Source organism: Nitrincola sp., assembly GCF_048264025.1.
Lineage (GTDB): Bacteria > Pseudomonadota > Gammaproteobacteria > Pseudomonadales > Balneatricaceae > Nitrincola.
The window spans coordinates 98,062-114,359 of sequence record NZ_JBLXDN010000002.1; the positions used below are offsets into that span (position 1 = coordinate 98,062).

Annotated in this window: 17 protein-coding genes; 9 read left to right on the plus strand and 8 right to left on the minus strand. The window is 50.2% G+C overall.

What is annotated here, in order from left to right:
- The first annotated feature begins 79 nt into the window (after positions 1-79).
- The 3 genes from ACN0R1_RS02590 (at position 80) to ACN0R1_RS02600 (ending at position 1,794) form a co-directional block, all read left to right on the plus strand.
- The gene (locus ACN0R1_RS02590; protein ID WP_417579629.1) at positions 80-523 is read left to right on the plus strand and encodes a DUF2383 domain-containing protein; all 444 of its coding nucleotides are present in this window, start codon (positions 80-82) and stop codon (positions 521-523) included.
- Between the two features lie 105 nt (positions 524-628).
- Complete coding sequence (locus ACN0R1_RS02595) at positions 629-1,432, plus strand: superoxide dismutase family protein (protein WP_417579631.1); 804 nt, start codon at positions 629-631, stop codon at positions 1,430-1,432.
- A 77-nt stretch (positions 1,433-1,509) separates the two neighbouring features.
- Positions 1,510-1,794 carry a sigma-70 family RNA polymerase sigma factor gene (locus ACN0R1_RS02600; protein WP_417579633.1) on the plus strand — a complete coding sequence of 95 codons (285 nt, stop codon included), beginning with the start codon at positions 1,510-1,512 and terminating at the stop codon, positions 1,792-1,794.
- Here the strand turns inward: ACN0R1_RS02600 and ACN0R1_RS02605 are convergent.
- Both ACN0R1_RS02605 and ACN0R1_RS02610 read right to left on the minus strand, forming a co-directional pair.
- Entirely contained in the window at positions 1,781-2,188 is a 408-nt protein-coding gene (locus ACN0R1_RS02605; RefSeq protein ID WP_417579635.1) for a YbaN family protein, read from the minus strand. The genes ACN0R1_RS02600 and ACN0R1_RS02605 overlap by 14 nt on opposite strands.
- 134 nt (positions 2,189-2,322) lie before the next feature.
- A complete protein-coding gene (locus ACN0R1_RS02610; RefSeq protein WP_417579637.1) occupies positions 2,323-3,642 on the minus strand; it encodes a tetratricopeptide repeat protein in 1,320 nt (439 codons plus the stop codon).
- A gap of 215 nt (positions 3,643-3,857) precedes the next feature.
- Here ACN0R1_RS02610 and tadA point away from each other — a divergent pair, with 215 nt between their 5' ends.
- A complete protein-coding gene (gene tadA, locus ACN0R1_RS02615) occupies positions 3,858-4,304 on the plus strand; it encodes a tRNA adenosine(34) deaminase TadA (protein WP_417579960.1) in 447 nt (148 codons plus the stop codon).
- Here the strand turns inward: tadA and mltF are convergent.
- The gene (gene mltF, locus ACN0R1_RS02620) at positions 4,299-5,795 is read right to left on the minus strand and encodes a membrane-bound lytic murein transglycosylase MltF (protein WP_417579639.1); all 1,497 of its coding nucleotides are present in this window, start codon (positions 5,793-5,795) and stop codon (positions 4,299-4,301) included. The genes tadA and mltF overlap by 6 nt on opposite strands.
- A 107-nt stretch (positions 5,796-5,902) precedes the next feature.
- Between mltF and purL the strand changes: the two genes are divergently transcribed.
- Positions 5,903-9,805 carry a phosphoribosylformylglycinamidine synthase gene (gene purL, locus ACN0R1_RS02625; protein ID WP_417579641.1) on the plus strand — a complete coding sequence of 1,301 codons (3,903 nt, stop codon included), beginning with the start codon at positions 5,903-5,905 and terminating at the stop codon, positions 9,803-9,805.
- A 107-nt stretch (positions 9,806-9,912) separates the two neighbouring features.
- Here the strand turns inward: purL and ACN0R1_RS02630 are convergent, their stop codons facing one another.
- Both ACN0R1_RS02630 and ACN0R1_RS02635 read right to left on the minus strand, forming a co-directional pair.
- The gene (locus tag ACN0R1_RS02630) at positions 9,913-10,506 is read right to left on the minus strand and encodes an OmpA family protein (RefSeq protein ID WP_417579642.1); all 594 of its coding nucleotides are present in this window, start codon (positions 10,504-10,506) and stop codon (positions 9,913-9,915) included.
- Positions 10,507-10,666: 160 nt separating this feature from the next.
- Positions 10,667-10,966: a YciI family protein gene (locus tag ACN0R1_RS02635; RefSeq protein WP_417579644.1), complete on the minus strand. Its 300-nt coding sequence runs from the start codon at positions 10,964-10,966 to the stop codon at positions 10,667-10,669.
- 184 nt (positions 10,967-11,150) lie between these two features.
- Between ACN0R1_RS02635 and ACN0R1_RS02640 the strand changes: the two genes are divergently transcribed.
- From ACN0R1_RS02640 to rluB, 4 genes are all read left to right on the plus strand, one after another.
- Positions 11,151-12,014, plus strand: coding sequence for a PHP domain-containing protein (locus ACN0R1_RS02640; RefSeq protein ID WP_417579647.1), 864 nt, complete (start codon positions 11,151-11,153; stop codon positions 12,012-12,014).
- 18 nt (positions 12,015-12,032) lie between these two features.
- Positions 12,033-12,653 (plus strand): L-threonylcarbamoyladenylate synthase, encoded by a 621-nt coding sequence (locus tag ACN0R1_RS02645; RefSeq protein WP_417579650.1) that lies wholly within the window; start codon positions 12,033-12,035, stop codon positions 12,651-12,653.
- 83 nt (positions 12,654-12,736) lie between these two features.
- Entirely contained in the window at positions 12,737-13,132 is a 396-nt protein-coding gene (locus ACN0R1_RS02650; RefSeq protein ID WP_417579653.1) for an H-NS family nucleoid-associated regulatory protein, read from the plus strand.
- 38 nt (positions 13,133-13,170) lie between these two features.
- Positions 13,171-14,073: a 23S rRNA pseudouridine(2605) synthase RluB gene (rluB, locus tag ACN0R1_RS02655; protein ID WP_417579655.1), complete on the plus strand. Its 903-nt coding sequence runs from the start codon at positions 13,171-13,173 to the stop codon at positions 14,071-14,073.
- 21 nt (positions 14,074-14,094) lie between these two features.
- Here the strand turns inward: rluB and ACN0R1_RS02660 are convergent, their stop codons facing one another.
- Genes ACN0R1_RS02660 through ubiG form a run of 3 tightly spaced genes read right to left on the minus strand, consistent with a single transcriptional unit; the run spans position 14,095 to position 16,266 of the window.
- Positions 14,095-14,838, minus strand: coding sequence for a YciK family oxidoreductase (locus ACN0R1_RS02660; protein ID WP_417579657.1), 744 nt, complete (start codon positions 14,836-14,838; stop codon positions 14,095-14,097).
- A gap of 34 nt (positions 14,839-14,872) precedes the next feature.
- A complete protein-coding gene (locus ACN0R1_RS02665) occupies positions 14,873-15,547 on the minus strand; it encodes an HAD family hydrolase (RefSeq protein WP_417579659.1) in 675 nt (224 codons plus the stop codon).
- Entirely contained in the window at positions 15,544-16,266 is a 723-nt protein-coding gene (gene ubiG, locus ACN0R1_RS02670) for a bifunctional 2-polyprenyl-6-hydroxyphenol methylase/3-demethylubiquinol 3-O-methyltransferase UbiG (protein WP_417579661.1), read from the minus strand. The genes ACN0R1_RS02665 and ubiG overlap by 4 nt, the downstream gene beginning before the upstream one ends.
- Between the last annotated feature and the right edge of the window lie 32 nt (positions 16,267-16,298).

Consider the following 16,298-nt stretch of genomic DNA (forward strand, 5'->3'; position numbering starts at 1 on the left):
TTCGGTGATCTGTCGAGTCAGGCGCGACAAAGTGATCCTGACCAGAGACCCGAAACCTAATCATTAGCGAGGATTTTTTATGGAAACGGTAATGGATACAAAGCAGAACATCTCTGACCTAAGCGACCTGATTGAACTCGAATATGATGCCATCGCCGCCTACCGCAGTGCCATCGAACGATTGGATAATGCAGCGTACAAGCTACAACTCACTGAATTTCTTGGTGATCATGTAAGACATGTCGAGGATTTGAGCAATGTCGTTCGCCAGGAGGGAGGAAACCCACCCACAGAAGGAGATTTCAAACAGATTCTGACCCAAGGCAAGGTAGTACTTGCAGGTCTCATTGGTGATGAAGCTATTCGCAAGGCAATGAAGGCTAATGAGGTCGTTACGAACACCACCTATGAGAAAGCCGTGGACACTGGCTATGCCGAGCACATCCAGGCGCTGTTACGAGGGGGCCTTGCTGATGAGCGTCGTCATAAGGACTGGATAGAAAAAACCCTCGCGACACTTTAAGGGAGTGACGTCGCCCGGGTATTGTCCCGCTTGTTGTTTTTAAGGCACTAGAGATTGACCCGATATAAACGTAATTTTTGCAACATAAAACAATTGGAGGTCCTTATGAATAGTGACCGAACTCAGACAAAAGGCTATCTTCTGCAGGGCACAGCTGCTCTCGCTATCCTAGTAGCGCTCATGGGCTGCGATTCTGGCCAGGACAGAAATGATATTGCACAAACTCCGTCACCTGTCGCTGCGACAGAGAGCGCAGTGAGCGATCCCGACCAGAACAGAGATGACATGGCACAACCACCAGCACCCGTTGCTTCGGATGAGGATGTAGCGGGCGATACCAGTCCTGATATCGGTGCAACCAATTCAACCCAGACCTCAGAGCAGGACCAGGGCGTCGCCGGGGCATCAGATGAGCCTGCGGCCAATGAGAATCCGATGCAGATAGAGTCGGCCGTAGCGCAGATCCAGCCAACAAGTGCCGGTAATGCAGGAGGTACCGTGACGTTTACGGCTGGAGAGAATGATCAGGAAATGCGGGTCAGTGTTGAGCTCACGGGACTGGAGCCTGGTCTGCACGGCTTTCACATTCACGAGGTAGGTGATTGCTCAGCGGATGATGCTTCGTCTGCCGGTGGACACTTCAATCCAAACGATACACCGCATGGCTCACCAGATGGGACCGAGCAGCATATTGGGGATATGGGCAATATCGAAGCCGATGAAGATGGCCGGGTTTCCACTGAGCTAAGCTTTCCCGGTCTTGCTTTTGTCGGGCCTGCCTCGATACTGGAAAAGTCGGTCGTGATTCACAGTGACGAAGATGACTTGGAGAGCCAGCCCGCTGGTGATGCTGGTGAGCGGGTAGGCTGCGGCGTCATTCAAAGTGATGAGCAGGCTTCTGTAGAGTGAGTGTGTGACCATAGCAGGAGCCTATCTGGGCTTCTGCGGCATACAGCACCGGCTGTTCAGGGTGGCAGTTTACTGTAGTGCAGATCGTTTTTGTCGGTAAGAGTGAAACACTTGCATCAGGTCTATCGGAGCAATTTGCTCCATCGGCTGAAGAACATGTGCTGATGATGGAAGCACTTGTCAGTATCGATGCGCTGCTGCACCGCTTGCCTGATAAAGTGCGTGAGGCATTATTGTTAAGGCAGTTGGATAATCTCAGTTATAAAGAAATTGCAAAACGTTTGAATGTATCGGTTTCTTCAGTGGAAAAATATGTAGCCAAAGCGCTTCAGGCCTGTATGGCTGATATTATTCAGGATTAATTACTTTCGTTTTAACTTTCATCGGACAGGTGGTCGGCATTTCAGGTCGGCTAGCTAACCATATCATCACCACCGCCATGATGGTCGGTGCAGTGCATTTAACCCATAAGGGTGCACTACTGGAAAGAAGCAAGAACGTACTGACTAGCATGCTGAGACCGGCAATCCACTTGGCGCGGCGTGGGATGGCTCTATGAGTTTGCCATTGGCTAATCAGTGGTCCGAAACGAGGGTGTGCCAATAGCCAATCGTGTAATTTTGGCCAGCCTTTGGAGGAAGCCCATACGGCTGAAAGCAGAAATACGGTCGTGGGTATGCCTGGAAGAATAGCACCGATAAAAGCCAATCCGACAAAAAATAGAGCCAACAAACGCCATAACGCAATGATTAACATAAGCCAACCAGAGGTTTTGGGGTTTCATTGTTTATCGTTAAGGTCATCAGGCTATTATCCATTAAAATTCAGTGGGTATACTTTATATACCGAATGAAAACATGATTTCCGTAAAAATAAACTGAGATTCGCGTTTATTTTGTTTTCAGGGCTCTGGCCCGATTAGTATAAGGCCTCGCCTTGCCGGGCTTTCCCCAAGATGTGTAGAGGGCAGCAAGATTATCGAGCGCAACCAGCAGGCTGTTCTCATCCACCGATGGGGTGTTGTCCAGTAAAGCCAAGGCTTGCAGAAACAGTGGTTCAGCTTGCTCATATTGCCGCTGATTGTAATAGATAGTGGCAGTATAGCTGGCTATTTGTGATGCTTCCAGCGGACGCTGATTCAACTGGTCATGCAGCAACAGGCTTTGCTCAAATAAGGCCAACGCGGCAGTGTTATCTCTCTGTAAAAGTTTTAGACTGGCCAGATTGCCCAAGATCAGCGCCTGCTCAATAGATTCGTTTTCATTCAACTCTGACAGCAGGTCAAGCGCCTGTTGGTACAGGCTATCGGCTTGTAGGTAGTTTTCATTTAGTTGATGGCGCAGTGCCAGTTCATTAAGGTGCATCACGCTGGCCAGGCTCGGCTCAGTTTGTTGCTGGCGTAACAATAAGGCCTGTTCGCGTAGGGGAGTAGACTTGGTTTCCTGGTTTGCATCATCATAGACATTCGCCAGGTGCTCCAATGCATTCAGTAGGCGTTCATTATCTGGTTGCGAGCTTTGCTGTAAGGCTTGTCTGGCCTGTTCCAAGGCATCAATGGCTTGTTGCGGTTGCTGCTGTGCGGTGTGTATCTGCGCCAGCAATAATAGTAAATCCGCCCTGTCCGGTGCGGAGGTGGGTTGTGGATTATAGTGCTCTGTCTCCGCAAAGCCCGCCAAGGCATTGTTGATCAGGTTTTCTGCTTCGGCATACTGATGTTCTTGCGCTAGCATCTGTGCCTGCGCCAACACGGCCTGCCACAACTTACCTTCACCGGTACTCATCAGGACGAGGTAACGCTCAATGGACTGCTGATAAGCCAGTCTGGCTTGCTCGAAGCGATTGGCCTGTTGCAATAACTGTCCCTGGTTGAATAATAATTGACCTAACTGTTCCTGATGGTCTCCAGATGCCAGCCTGCTCAGTTGCACGGCTTCAGCGATCACCTCCAGAGCCTGATCTGTTTGCCCTTGCGCTGAGTGAATATAGGCCAGCATATTTAAACTGCTGGCTTGATAGGCGTCGCCATTATCAGCCTTTTCGGCCACGCGGATGGCTTGCTGTATCGCTTGCTCGGCCTGTAGATAGTATCCGTTCTGATAGGCTTGAGTTGCCTGTGACTGAAATGCTTGCCAGTCTGCAGTGCTCGCATGGGACTGCAGACTGAAAAATAATAAACTCAGGATCAATAAACCAAGATGAAGTTGTCGCATAAAATTCTCACTATCGGAACATGACTTTCAAGCACTGTAGTTATCAGTGGCAACTTATATACCGCGCGAGAAGTCTGAATCAGTAAATAGAAGCTGAAAAAAATGGGCTGATACCGATCTGTCGCCGGTGTGGGTGTAATCTGATATTATGTTATCGGTTTGATAATTAGGTGGGAGCTGCACAGGTTGTGACTGATCAGGTAGATATCGACTGGATGAGGCAGGCATTTGTGTTGGCTCAACAGGCCGCCGATCTAGGTGAAGTGCCAGTGGGTGCGTTGGTAGTACTGGATGGAGAGGTGATCGGAGCGGGCTTCAACCAGCCGATCGGTGCGCATGACCCCTGTGCGCATGCTGAAATTATTGCCTTGCGTGAAGCGGCCTTGCGGGTGGGTAATTACCGTTTGCCGGGTGCTGAACTCTACGTCACGCTGGAGCCCTGCATGATGTGTGCTGGGGCGATGATCCATGCGCGCATAGAGCGGCTTATTTTCGCTGCGACTGAGCCTAAAGCGGGGGCTGTAGTCAGCCAGCTCAACAGCTTTGATCTGGCGCATGTGAATCATCGTCCGGCTGTGACAGCGGGCGTGTTGGCAGCTGAGTGCAGTGAGCAGTTGAGTGGTTTTTTTAAGGCGCGACGAGCGGCTAAACGTTCATCATAAGCTGGGTGCAAAATTTCTTAACACTTTTTCGCTGATGTCCCGGAAATCATCCGGATTGTTGTTAGTTATCTCATGTTCGCCAAGTGGGTCCAGGCTTTCGCGGGCCAATAACTGGTACTCCCACTCAAACACATCAATGTAACGACGAATATTATCGACATAACGGACGGGCTCATGGCCACGGGCATAGCCATACCGGAGCTGAGAGTAATAACGCTCTTGGGCCAGTTTGGGTAAGTGTGAGCGAACATCGGCCCAGCGGTCTGGGTCATCACCGAGTTGTTGGGTTAGTCGACGAGCGTCTTCCAGGTGACCATAACCTATATTGTAGGCCGCCAGAGCGAACCAGGTATGATCTGGCTCGGGAATGCGTTCGGGTATGCGCTGTTTAACATTCAATAAATACTGTGCTCCGCCCAAAATGCTTTGTTCTGCATCGGTGCGGTCCTCAATATTGACTTCGCTGGCGGCGGCATTAGTCAGCATCATCACACCTCTGACCCCTGTTGGTGAAACGGCATCAGCATTCCAGTGTGATTCCTGATAAGCAATGGCGGCCAGTAGTGATAATCCAAAACCGGTATTTTCAACAGCTTGTGAAAAATACGGCTTGAGCGGTATAAATCGTTCGGTCAAGTGACTGCGGAAGGACACGGTATCAAAAAAATTCAGTGGGTTTTCCTGGGTAAAGTAACGGGCTTCCAGCTCGGTTATCAGTGCCTGAGTGTCGGGTTCTGCAAAAAAATCATTTAGTGCATTGATGAAGGACTGGTCTCTTTGCAGGGGTAATAGCCAGCTCACTGCGATGGGCTCGCCTAACGCAAAAGCTTCCTGCAGGCCTGGAAAAAAAGAGCGCTGGGTACCAAAAAAGAAAGTGTCGGTGACGGTATAGTCCAGTTCGCCTTCGTGCACGGCTCTCAGTAGATCGATACTGTCGGCATCGGCGGGTGTGACTATGTCTATTGAGTCGAGACCTGAGATGTAGTTGCGCAGGCTGGCTTCATGGCTGGTGCCTGGTAATACGCCGATTCGGCTGTCAATCAAGTCATCCGCTGTTTGCGGGGCTGGCCGCCCCTGACGTTGTCTGTAGATTAGCACTGAATTACTTTCGCGGTAGATCGGACCAGCTTTGAATAGCAGGCGGCGCTCATCGGTAGCCAGCAGATTGGCTGCCAGCAGATGCACGCTACGGCCCTGTAGACTGCCAAACAGTTCGTTGTAATCGCGATTAACCGTCAGGTCTAGTTCCACACCAAGATATTCGGCAAAGGCTTGACTGAGTTCGTATTCGAAACCGGCGGGGTCCCCCCGTAGCAGGTACCAGGTCATCGGGCTGTTGATCGACCCCACGCGCAGTTTACCCTGGTTTTGGATCAGCTTGAGTTGCGTGGCATTGTTCAGGCTGATCAACACCACAGCAAAGGTCAGGCCGAGTACCAGTAGGGTCAGCAATAGTTCGCGCAGGTAGTTAGATTTTAGTGTTGGTATCATGTCTTTGCTTTTCTGGTATCGGATACCCCTGTTCGGGTAAACTATACACTTAATTTCCCGCTGTTAATGCCTGGCGTTACAGGTACCAAAAGAGGCTCGAAATCGACATGCTCGTTCTGCGTGGAGCACCCGCTCTCTCGGCTTTCCGTCGTGATAAGTTACTATCACTCATTCAGTCTCAAACCGGTTCCGTAACCGGTCTGTATGCTGAGTTCATTCATTTTGCCGATACACCGGCTCCGCTGAAGGGCGAGGAGCAAGATGTGCTCGACCGAATTCTGAGTTATGGCCCCACAGGAACGGCTGAAAATCCTGAGGGCGAGCTGTTTCTGGTCATTCCCCGACCCGGGACAATTTCACCCTGGTCCAGCAAGGCTACAGATATCGCACATAACTGTGGTCTAGCGCAAATAAATCGACTGGAACGAGGGTTAGCCTACTATATTCATAGCCCTACTGCACTGAGCGATGACGAGCGCCGCCTTATTCAGGCCCAGTTGCATGATCGTATGACGCAGTCAGTCGTTGACACCCTGGAGGCGGCTGCCAGCCTGTTTCGGCATGAAACACCTCGCCCGCTTGCCTTGGTTGATTTGTTAACAGAAGGTCGGGCAGCGCTTGAAAACGCCAATATTACATTAGGGTTGGCTCTGGCAGACGATGAAATTGATTATCTGTTGCACAGCTTCACCGAGTTGAAACGTAATCCGACCGATGTGGAACTGATGATGTTTGCCCAGGCGAACTCGGAGCATTGCCGTCACAAAATTTTTAATGCCAGCTGGGATATTGATGGTGAAGCACAGGATAAATCCCTGTTTGCGATGATCCGTAATACCAATGAAGTGGGTGGCGAGAATGTCCTCTCGGCCTATAAAGATAATGCCGCGGTCATTAGCGGTTCGGTTGCCGGGCGGTTTTATCCAGACCCAGATTCAGCCGTTTATGGCTATCATCAGGAACCGATTCATATCCTGATGAAGGTTGAAACACACAACCACCCGACGGCTATCGCTCCGCATCCAGGTGCGGCAACAGGCTCGGGTGGAGAGATTCGTGACGAAGGTGCTACAGGTAAAGGCGCCAAGCCGAAAGCCGGTTTGAACGGTTTTACGGTATCCGATTTGAATATCCCTGGTTTTGAACAGCCTTGGGAGTCGGATTATGGTAAGCCTGAGCGCATCGTGACCGCGTTGGATATTATGCTGGAAGGTCCGATTGGCGGTGCGGCGTTCAATAATGAATTTGGACGACCAAACCTGACTGGCTATTTCCGCACCTTCGAGCAGCAAGTACCCGGTGCGGCAGGTGACGAAGTACGCGGCTATCACAAGCCGATCATGATTGCCGGTGGTTTAGGCAATATTCGTGAAGATCACGTTGAAAAGGGCGAGATTCCGGTAGGGGCTAAGCTGATTTGTCTAGGTGGTCCGGCCATGTTGATCGGCCTGGGTGGTGGTGCCGCTTCCTCGATGACATCGGGCAGCTCAGCAGCTGATCTGGATTTTGCTTCGGTACAGCGCGAAAATCCTGAACTGGAACGTCGCTGTCAGGAGGTAATTGACCGCTGCTGGCAGTTGGGGGATAGAAACCCGATCGCGTTTATCCATGATGTTGGTGCGGGTGGTTTATCCAATGCTTTCCCTGAGCTGGTTAAAGATGGCGGTTGCGGCGGTCATTTTGAACTGCGTAACATCAATAATGATGAACCCGGTCTGTCACCACTGGAAATCTGGTGTAATGAAGCGCAGGAACGTTATGTGCTGGCGGTCAGTCCAGAGGATATGCCACGTTTTGAAGCCATTTGTGAGCGTGAACGCTGTCCTTACGCGGTGGTGGGTGAGGCAACAGATGAGTATCACCTAACCTTAAATGACACCCATTTTGAATCTAAACCGGTTGATTTGCCGATGTCAGTATTGTTTGGCAAACCACCGAAAATGCATCGTAGCGTTACCCGTATTAACTATGATCTGCCAGAGTTTGATGCCAGTAATATTGATCTGGAAGAAGCGGTTGAGCGAGTGCTCAAACTGCCAGCCGTAGCCTCCAAATCCTTCTTGATCACTATCGGTGATCGGACGATTACCGGGCTGGTGGCACGCGATCAGATGGTCGGCCCCTGGCAGGTACCGGTGGCTGACTGTGCCGTTACCGCTGCCTCCTTTGATACCTATGCCGGTGAAGCCATGGCCATGGGGGAGCGTACTCCCCTGGCATTGATTGATTCGCCAGCCTCTGGGCGCATTGCTGTTGGTGAAACCCTGACTAACCTGGCAGCGGCGCGGATTGCCGATATTCGTGATGTTAAGCTCTCAGCCAACTGGATGTGTGCCGCCGGTCACCCGGGAGAAGATGAAAAGCTTTATGACACGGTAAAGGCTGTGGGTATGGAGTTGTGTCCTGAACTGGGTATTACCATTCCGGTAGGCAAGGATTCCATGTCGATGCGCACGGTATGGACAGAGGATGATCAGTCGAAGAGCGTCACCGCTCCCATGTCTCTGATCGTATCAGGTTTTGCACCGGTGGTGGATGTGCGTCAGACTCTGACACCGCAGCTACGTACAGATCAGGGTGAAACCGATCTGCTGTTGATCGATCTGGGTGCGGGTCAGAATCGACTCGGTCTGTCAGCCTTGGCACAGGTCTATAATCAGGTCGGGCAGCAGGTTCCGGATCTGGATGATCCCGGATTGATGCGTGCTTTCTTTGCTTCGATTCAAGAGCTTAATGCCCAGGGTAGGCTGCTGTCCTATCATGACCGCTCTGATGGCGGTTTGTTCGTCACCCTGGCAGAAATGGCTTTTGCCGGTCACTGTGGTATTGATATCAATCTGGATATGCTGGCAGCCGATCAGAGTGAGATTGCAGCGGCACTCTTTGCTGAAGAGTTAGGTGCTGTGATTCAGGTGCGCCGTGAACACACCGCTGAGGTGCTAACGGAGCTGAATGCCGCCGGTCTGGGTGATCTGGTCAGTGTTATCGGGACGATCAATGAAGATGATTCGGTTAATTTTTACTTTGATGAAGAAGAAATCTTCAGCGAAGGCCGTTCTTTATTGCAAAGCTATTGGGCTGAAACGTCTTATCAGTTGCAGTCGATGCGTGATAACCCTGAGTGCGCTCAGCAGGAGTTTGAGCAGATTCAGGATCGAAATGATCCAGGTCTGCATGTGGCTCTGAGTTATGATGTAAACGAAGATGTTGCGGCACCCTATATAGCTTCAGGGCAGCGGCCGCAGGTGGCTATTTTGCGCGAGCAGGGAGTGAATGGCCAGGTTGAAATGGCCGCTGCTTTTGATCGTGCCGGATTTACCGCCGTGGATGTACATATGAGCGATATTCTCTCTGGTCGCGTTTCTCTGGATGTTTTCCAGGGATTGGTGGCTTGTGGTGGCTTCTCGTACGGTGACGTACTGGGCGCTGGTGAGGGTTGGGCGAAGTCTGTGTTGTTTAACAGCCGTGCTCGCGATGAATTTGCCGCCTTCTTTGCCCGTCAAAGCAGTTTTGCATTGGGTGTGTGTAATGGCTGTCAGATGATGTCTAATCTGCATGAGTTGATTCCCGGTGCTGAGCGCTGGCCGCACTTTGTACGTAATAGTTCTGAGCAGTTTGAAGCGCGTCAGGCTATGGTAGAAGTCCAACAGACGCCTTCAATCTTCCTGCAGGGGATGGCTGGATCGCGTATGCCAATTGCAATCGCACATGGAGAAGGGCGTGCTGAGTTCAGTGATGCGGATCAGCTGCAGCGCTTGCAGCAATCCTCGGATATCGCCATGCGGTATGTGGATAACTACGGCAAGGTAACTGAGCGCTATCCAGCTAACCCCAATGGCTCACCAGCCGGGATTGCTGGTATTACGACACCGGATGGTCGCGTAACTATTATGATGCCACACCCGGAGCGGATGTTCCGAACGGTTCAGCATTCATGGGGTCCAGAAGACTGGAATGAAGATGCCAGTTGGATGCGTATGTTCAGAAATGCGCGTGCTTGGCTGAAATAAGCAGCTAAGCGGCTACCTATCTATTCAGATGGGTAGCCGCTTAACGAATTTAAGGCGAAAAAAAACCAACCCGAAGGTTGGTTTTTTTGTCTCTTATCGGTCAGTTATTACTGAGCGCGACGAGTACCTTTGATTTCAACGTCTACACGACGGTCAGGACGCAGGCAAGCAATCAGCTCGGCACCACGACCAGAACAGTTAGCAACAGGTGAACGGCTACCCATAGAGCTAGTGCTCATCAGGTTGCGGTTAACACCAGCATTTGCCAATGCAGCGGCTACGGCATCAGCACGACGCTGTGACAGACCGTCATTGTAAGTCATGTTACCGATGCGGTCAGCGTGACCTACCAGTTCGATGCTTTCAACGCTAGCCAATGAACCGATATGGTTAACAATGGTAGAGATGTCGCCAACATTAGTTTTGTCAAAGTCGAAGTAGAGTGCAAATTTGCGCTCAAGATCAGCAGTTTCAGCTGCAGGTGCTGGAGCAGGTGCTGGAGCAGCATCAGCCTGAGCAACATAGCCAGCGCAACCTGGAACCGCTTTATCAACGCTCCAAGAACTTGTCTGCCAGCATTCACCAAAGCTGGTGCGCCATACAGTATCGCTTGAATTTGCGGCGTAGCCTGAAACCTGAGCCTGTGCGGCAGAGAAGCCGAGAGTCATGGCCAGGCCGGCAGCTATAGCAATTTTCTTCATCATCATTTCCTTGTGCCAGGTTGGATGTAGGTCTTTTAGTTAATTTCTCAGCTTAATTTAAGCATACTAAAGCTTAACCCAAGATAAACGCACTTCATAGATAAGTGTCGCTTTTTTCGGTTAAGTTCTACACAGAGGAGTATAGCAGAAACTACTGAGGTCAGGGCAACACCTTCTTGAAGGGTTTGACACTAATTCTTTTGTATACACCCGCTGCAACGTATGGATCTTGGTCCGCCCATGACTGTGCATCGATTAATGAGGGGAATTCGGCCACAATCAGGCTACCGCTAAAGCCAGCTTCGCCTGGATCTTCGCTGTCAATCGCCGGATGCGGTCCCGCAATAAGTATACGTCCCTCTGCGCTGAGTTGCTTCAGACGTTCAATGTGTGCAGGGCGAGTTGCAAGCCGTTTTTCCAAGCTGCCTTCATTATCTTCGGCAATAATGGCATAGAACATGATTTGTCTCCGGTGTTTTTACTGATTCTATCTGTAATGCCCTATATAGGACGGGCGTTTTTAATATTATACCACTATAATGGAGTTTCAGAATCTGCGTTATTTTTAGCCTGATATGGCGTCTGCTATTGGGTTTTGTCTGTATTGATGCTCTGACTTATCCATACCCTGAATCCGGAGATACATGTTGTTATATGATCTGCACATGCACAGTAATGCATCCGATGGTGTGTTGGCTCCAGGTGCGCTGGTGGACTTGTGTGTAGATAAAGGCATACAAATTATGGCGCTAACTGATCACGATACGCTTGGCGGAATTGCTGAAGCGAGTCGAATTGCGGCGGATCGGGGTGTGCATTTTATTCCAGGAGCAGAGTTTACCTGTCTGTGGCGTAGGCAGGTATTGCATATATTGGGCTTGAATCTGGATGAGCAAGACCCGGATTTGCAGGCTTATATGCTTGAGTTGGTTGCCGTGCGTGATAAACGCGCGGAGAAAATTGCAGAGCGTTTGATAAAAAAAGGTATTTCAGCCGATATACTGGATCAAGCGCGAACTATTGCTGGAGATGCCAGTATTTGCCGACCCCACTTTGCCAAGGCGCTTATTCAAGGTGGTTATGTTGCCTCAGCTAAAGCCGCGTTTGATGTCTATCTGGGGCAGGGCAAGGTTGGGGATGTAAAAGCGGAGTGGCCGGATCCTGAGCATGTCATTAACATTATTCACCATGCCGGTGGTTATGCCGTGCTGGCACACCCGACCAAATATAATATGACATTTACCCGGCTAAGATTATTATTCGGTGAGTTACAAGGTTGGCAGTGTGATGCGGTTGAAGTCAGTTATCCAGGTATGAATCCTGATCAGGCTCGGGAGTTGCTAAAAGTGGTTAAGCAATATGAGCTTCTGGTGTCTGCAGGCAGCGATTTTCATTCGCCGGAATTTGGTTGGACAGCACCGGGCCGTTTTCCAGTTATTGATGTCGATGACAGGCATTTGTTAAATAAGTTGGTTGTGAATTTTAATGTGGAAGTCGGTTTGAGCTAGCCGGCGATGGAGGTAGTAGTGAGCCAGTTCTTTCAGATTCATCCTGAAAACCCTCAGAAACGCCTGATTACTCAGGCCGTTGAAATACTGAGAGAGGGTGGGGTTATTGTTTATCCAACTGATTGTGCTTATGCGTTGGGTTGTTGTCTCGAAAATAAAAAAGCCGTTGATCGTATTCGTCAAATACGCCGTTTAGATGATAAGCATAATTTCACGCTTGTCTGTGGTGATCTGTCGGTTATCTCCACCTATGCTAAGGTGGATAATTCAGTGTATCGGTTATTAAAAGCACATACACCTGGTGCCTATACATTTATACTCAATGCGACCAGTGAAGTGCCAAGGCGTTTGTTGCATCCGAAGCGCCGCACCATTGGTATTCGTGTTCCGGATAACCCTATCGTCGCTGCGTTATTGGCTGAGCTGGGTGAGCCTATTATGAGCACGTCTCTGATTATGCCCGATGAGACGGTGCCCTTGACTGATCCGTATGATATTCGAGATACCCTGCAGCATCATGTTGATTTAGTGATAGATGGTGGTTTTTGTGGAATGGAGGCAACCAGTGTTATTAATCTCACTGGAGATGAGCCTGAAATAGCACGAGAAGGTGCGGGTAATATAAATTCTTTTATATAAAAAGTTTTTATTGGTCTGATATTGCAAATGTTGTATTTCTGAAGATAATGGGCAAGTCAATAAACAAGATGGGAATTAATGGAATGTCTGATTTTATCAAAATACTAATGCGTAAAAACTCCTTAAGAAAGCAGTGTCAGGAGTTGTCTGTTGGTGATGTGGAAAAAGTGCTGTCTGATTTGACTGATATTCTTGCTGAACGCAAAGAAGAAGAAACTATCAAAGCAGCAGAAGAAAATAAACGCATTGAAAAAATCGAACAGATTCGTCTGGCAATGAAAGAAGCGGGCCTGGATATTTCAGACTTGTCTGAATTGGCTGAAGTGGCACCGAAAAAAACTGTAAAGGCAAAGTATTATATTGTTGATGCAGAAGGTGAGCGTCATGAGTGGTCCGGCCGTGGTAGAACGCCGGTGGTGTTTGCTGAATATATGCAGCAACGTGGTATCAGCAAAGATCAGTTGCCGAGTGTAGATTGATTTAATGGTTTTATTGATAGGTTATCAGGGTAGCGTCAATGGAAAGTGAAAAACTTCAAAAAGTATTGGCGCGCTCTGGAGTTGGCTCACGTCGTGAGATGGAGCGTTGGATCGAAGCAGGTCGAGTATCAATCAATGGCAGGCTGGCCACCCTTGGAGACAGGGTTGGTGAAAGTGATCAGGTCATGGTTGATGGTCGTGCTGCAAAGTTGATTTTCGCATCAGAGTCGCCCAGGCGCGTTGTTATCTATAATAAGCCTTTGGATGAGGTGTGCACTCGCCATGATCCAGAAGGGCGGCCGACCGTTTTTGATAATCTGCCACCGCTGAAACAAGGGCGCTGGATAGTAGTCGGGCGGTTGGATATTAATACCACTGGCTTACTGATCTTTACTACCGATGGAGAGTTAGCCAATAGGTTAATGCACCCTTCGGCGGAGATAGATCGTGAGTATGCGGTACGCGTATTGGGTGAGATCACTGAGACTATGCTGGAGCAACTGACCAAAGGTGTGTTGCTTGAGGATGGTATGGCGCGTTTTACCGACGTGCGTTTCTTTGATGGTGAGGGCGCTAATAAATGGTACCACTGTGTGCTTATGGAAGGGCGTAATCGTGAGGTTCGCCGTCTATGGGAGTCTCAGGGTATCCAGGTTAATCGTCTGAAGCGGGTGCGCTTTGGGCCGGTATTTCTACCGAGTGATGTCAAAGTAGGCACTTGGCGTGAGCTGGGTCGTAAAGAGAGTAATATGCTGGCGGCTGAAGTGGGTCTTGAAGCGGATAAAACCCCGTTTGACCGCACGCCAGCGCAGTTGGATGCTGATGAGCGACGTTTTCGCAAACAGCGAGTGCGTCAGCACGCCGTAGCTGGAAAGGGTGATGTTAGGTCAGTAAAAGCAAAGCCTCGTGGACGCACAGTTGGCAAGCGCAATGCTCGCTAACAGCCAGCACTGCGCACCCGTTTAGGCTTGTGCGTCGATTGATTGGCCTTGGGTGTCTTTACTGTCCGGCCCCATCAGGTATAAATACACTGGCATAATGTCCGCTGGTGTTGGCAGGGTATCCGGATTTTCTCCCGGGTAGGCGTAGGCACGCATATTGGTGCGTGTGCCGCCGGGATTGATCGCATTGACGCGGATGTTGGGCGTATTTTCCAGCTCATCAGCCAGTACTTGCATCAATCCCTCTGTGCCAAATTTAGATACGGCATAAGCTCCCCAGTAAGCTTTTCCTTTGCGCCCTACACTTGATGAGGTGAAGATGATTGATGCATCTTCCGATGCCTGCAATAAGGGCATGAGTGTTTGGGTCAGCATAAAGGGGGCGTTGAGATTGACCTGCATGACTTGATGCCAGATGACTGGGTCATAATTTTCAATCGGGGTTCTTACACCCAGGATGCCCGCATTATGGAGGATGCCGTCCAGGCGTCCAAACTCTTGATGCAGTGTGTTGCAGAGCTCGATATAGTCATGCTCGGTCGCCACCTCCAGGTTCATTGGTACAATGGCGGCCTGAGGGTAACCGGCAGCTTCTATCTCATCATAAACAGCGTCTAGCTTTTCCTGGGTTCTACCTAACAAAATCACTGTGGCGCCATGAGCGGCATAGTGTTTGGCTGCTTCGCGTCCTATACCCTCACCAGCGCCAGTAACGAGAAGGATCCTGTCTTTAAGCAGATCAGTCGGCGCGTTGTATGCAAACATAATCTTGGTGCTCCTATTTAAGCCTGTAGTACTGTTAATACGGTTGTATAAGTGATTTTAGCAGAGGCAGCAGTTGTGTTGATTCCTGGATGCAGAAATCGCTACGCCAGAGTTCCGGTTGGTCTTTTGGGCTCAGATAGCCGAAGGCGGCAGCCAGAGTGCGCATACCAGCTGCCTGACCGGCCTGAATGTCGCGTTGGTGATCGCCGATATAGAGGGTGTTGGTTGGTGGGCGGTCAATGCGTTTGCAGGCCAGTAGCAGCCCCTCTGGATCGGGTTTGCTGCGGCTGACGTCATCAGGACAGATAGTGACGGCGCAACGTTTATCTAATGCCAGTTGTTGTATCAGTTTGTGGGTGAAGCGGGCGGGCTTGTTGGTGACAATGCCCCAGGGGATATTGATTTCCTCCAGCCAGGTAAGCATTTCATCGAAACCGGCAAACAGTCGGCTATCTTGTGCGGGTGAGGCTTCGTAAAGCGACAGCATCTGCTCAAGCAGTCGCTCAAAGTCTGGGTGATCATCCTGAATGCCAAATGCACCCTTAATGACAGCGCGACCACCGTTGGATACAGATAAGCGCAACTGGGCATAGTCAACGGCTGGACGACCTTCGGCTTCAAGCAGCTGGTTGCAGATGCGCAGAAAGTCCGGTGCGGTGTCAACCAGCGTGCCATCAAGGTCAAACAGTACGGCTTGAATTGGTGTCATGTCAGCGCGGCCTTTTGAGTGGCGAGCATATAGTTTACATCCACATCATTTGGATCAAGGCGATACTGGCGGGTCAGCGGGTTGTAGGTCAGGCCGGTCATTTCAGTAATATGCAATCCATTTTCACGCACCCAGCCAGCCAGCTCGGCAGGTCGGACAAATTTATTGAAATCGTGCGTGCCTGCGGGGACTAGTCTGAGTAAGCGCTCAGCGCCGAGGATCGCAAACAGGTAGCTTTTCGGATTGCGGTTGAGCGTGGATAAAAATACTTGTCCACCAGGCTTTACCAGGCTGGCACAGGCATTGATCACTGAAGCCGGATCGGGTACATGCTCGATCATTTCCATGCAGGTCACGACATCAAAGGCTTGCGGGTGGGTGATGGCCATCTCTTCGGCGGTAATGCGTTGGTAATCAACTTTTACGCCACTTTCCAGTCCATGCAGCTTAGCCACTTTCAGTGGGGCTTCGCCCATGTCGATGCCGGTTACCTCGGCGCCGCGTCTTGCCATGGCTTCTGATAGGATGCCACCGCCACAGCCGATATCAATGACACGCTTGCCAGCCAGTCCGGCAATGCGGTCAATAAAGCCGACTCTAAGCGGGTTAATGTCGTGCAGTGGCTTGAATTCACTGTTTTTGTCCCACCAGCGACTGGCCAGTTCTTCAAATTTTGCAATCTCGGCAGGGTCAAGGTTCAGTGCGCGCGGGTTGCTCATGGTCAATTAATTTCCAATTGGTCAGTTCAAGT

Bases quoted from the DNA above. Each gene is read 5' to 3' on its own strand.
- ACN0R1_RS02660 (WP_417579657.1), bottom strand. From the start codon at position 14,838: ATGTTTGCATACAACGCGCCGACTGATCTGCTTAAAGACAGGATCCTT.
- ACN0R1_RS02630 (WP_417579642.1), bottom strand. From the start codon at position 10,506: ATGAAGAAAATTGCTATAGCTGCCGGCCTGGCCATGACTCTCGGCTTC.
- purL (WP_417579641.1), top strand. From the start codon at position 5,903: ATGCTCGTTCTGCGTGGAGCACCCGCTCTCTCGGCTTTCCGTCGTGAT.
- ACN0R1_RS02590 (WP_417579629.1), top strand. From the start codon at position 80: ATGGAAACGGTAATGGATACAAAGCAGAACATCTCTGACCTAAGCGAC.
- rluB (WP_417579655.1), top strand. From the start codon at position 13,171: ATGGAAAGTGAAAAACTTCAAAAAGTATTGGCGCGCTCTGGAGTTGGC.
- ACN0R1_RS02610 (WP_417579637.1), bottom strand. From the start codon at position 3,642: ATGCGACAACTTCATCTTGGTTTATTGATCCTGAGTTTATTATTTTTC.
- ACN0R1_RS02650 (WP_417579653.1), top strand. From the start codon at position 12,737: ATGTCTGATTTTATCAAAATACTAATGCGTAAAAACTCCTTAAGAAAG.
- mltF (WP_417579639.1), bottom strand. From the start codon at position 5,795: ATGATACCAACACTAAAATCTAACTACCTGCGCGAACTATTGCTGACC.
- ACN0R1_RS02635 (WP_417579644.1), bottom strand. From the start codon at position 10,966: ATGTTCTATGCCATTATTGCCGAAGATAATGAAGGCAGCTTGGAAAAA.
- ubiG (WP_417579661.1), bottom strand. From the start codon at position 16,266: ATGAGCAACCCGCGCGCACTGAACCTTGACCCTGCCGAGATTGCAAAA.
- ACN0R1_RS02605 (WP_417579635.1), bottom strand. From the start codon at position 2,188: ATGTTAATCATTGCGTTATGGCGTTTGTTGGCTCTATTTTTTGTCGGA.
- ACN0R1_RS02665 (WP_417579659.1), bottom strand. From the start codon at position 15,547: ATGACACCAATTCAAGCCGTACTGTTTGACCTTGATGGCACGCTGGTT.
- ACN0R1_RS02640 (WP_417579647.1), top strand. From the start codon at position 11,151: ATGTTGTTATATGATCTGCACATGCACAGTAATGCATCCGATGGTGTG.
- tadA (WP_417579960.1), top strand. From the start codon at position 3,858: ATGAGGCAGGCATTTGTGTTGGCTCAACAGGCCGCCGATCTAGGTGAA.
- ACN0R1_RS02595 (WP_417579631.1), top strand. From the start codon at position 629: ATGAATAGTGACCGAACTCAGACAAAAGGCTATCTTCTGCAGGGCACA.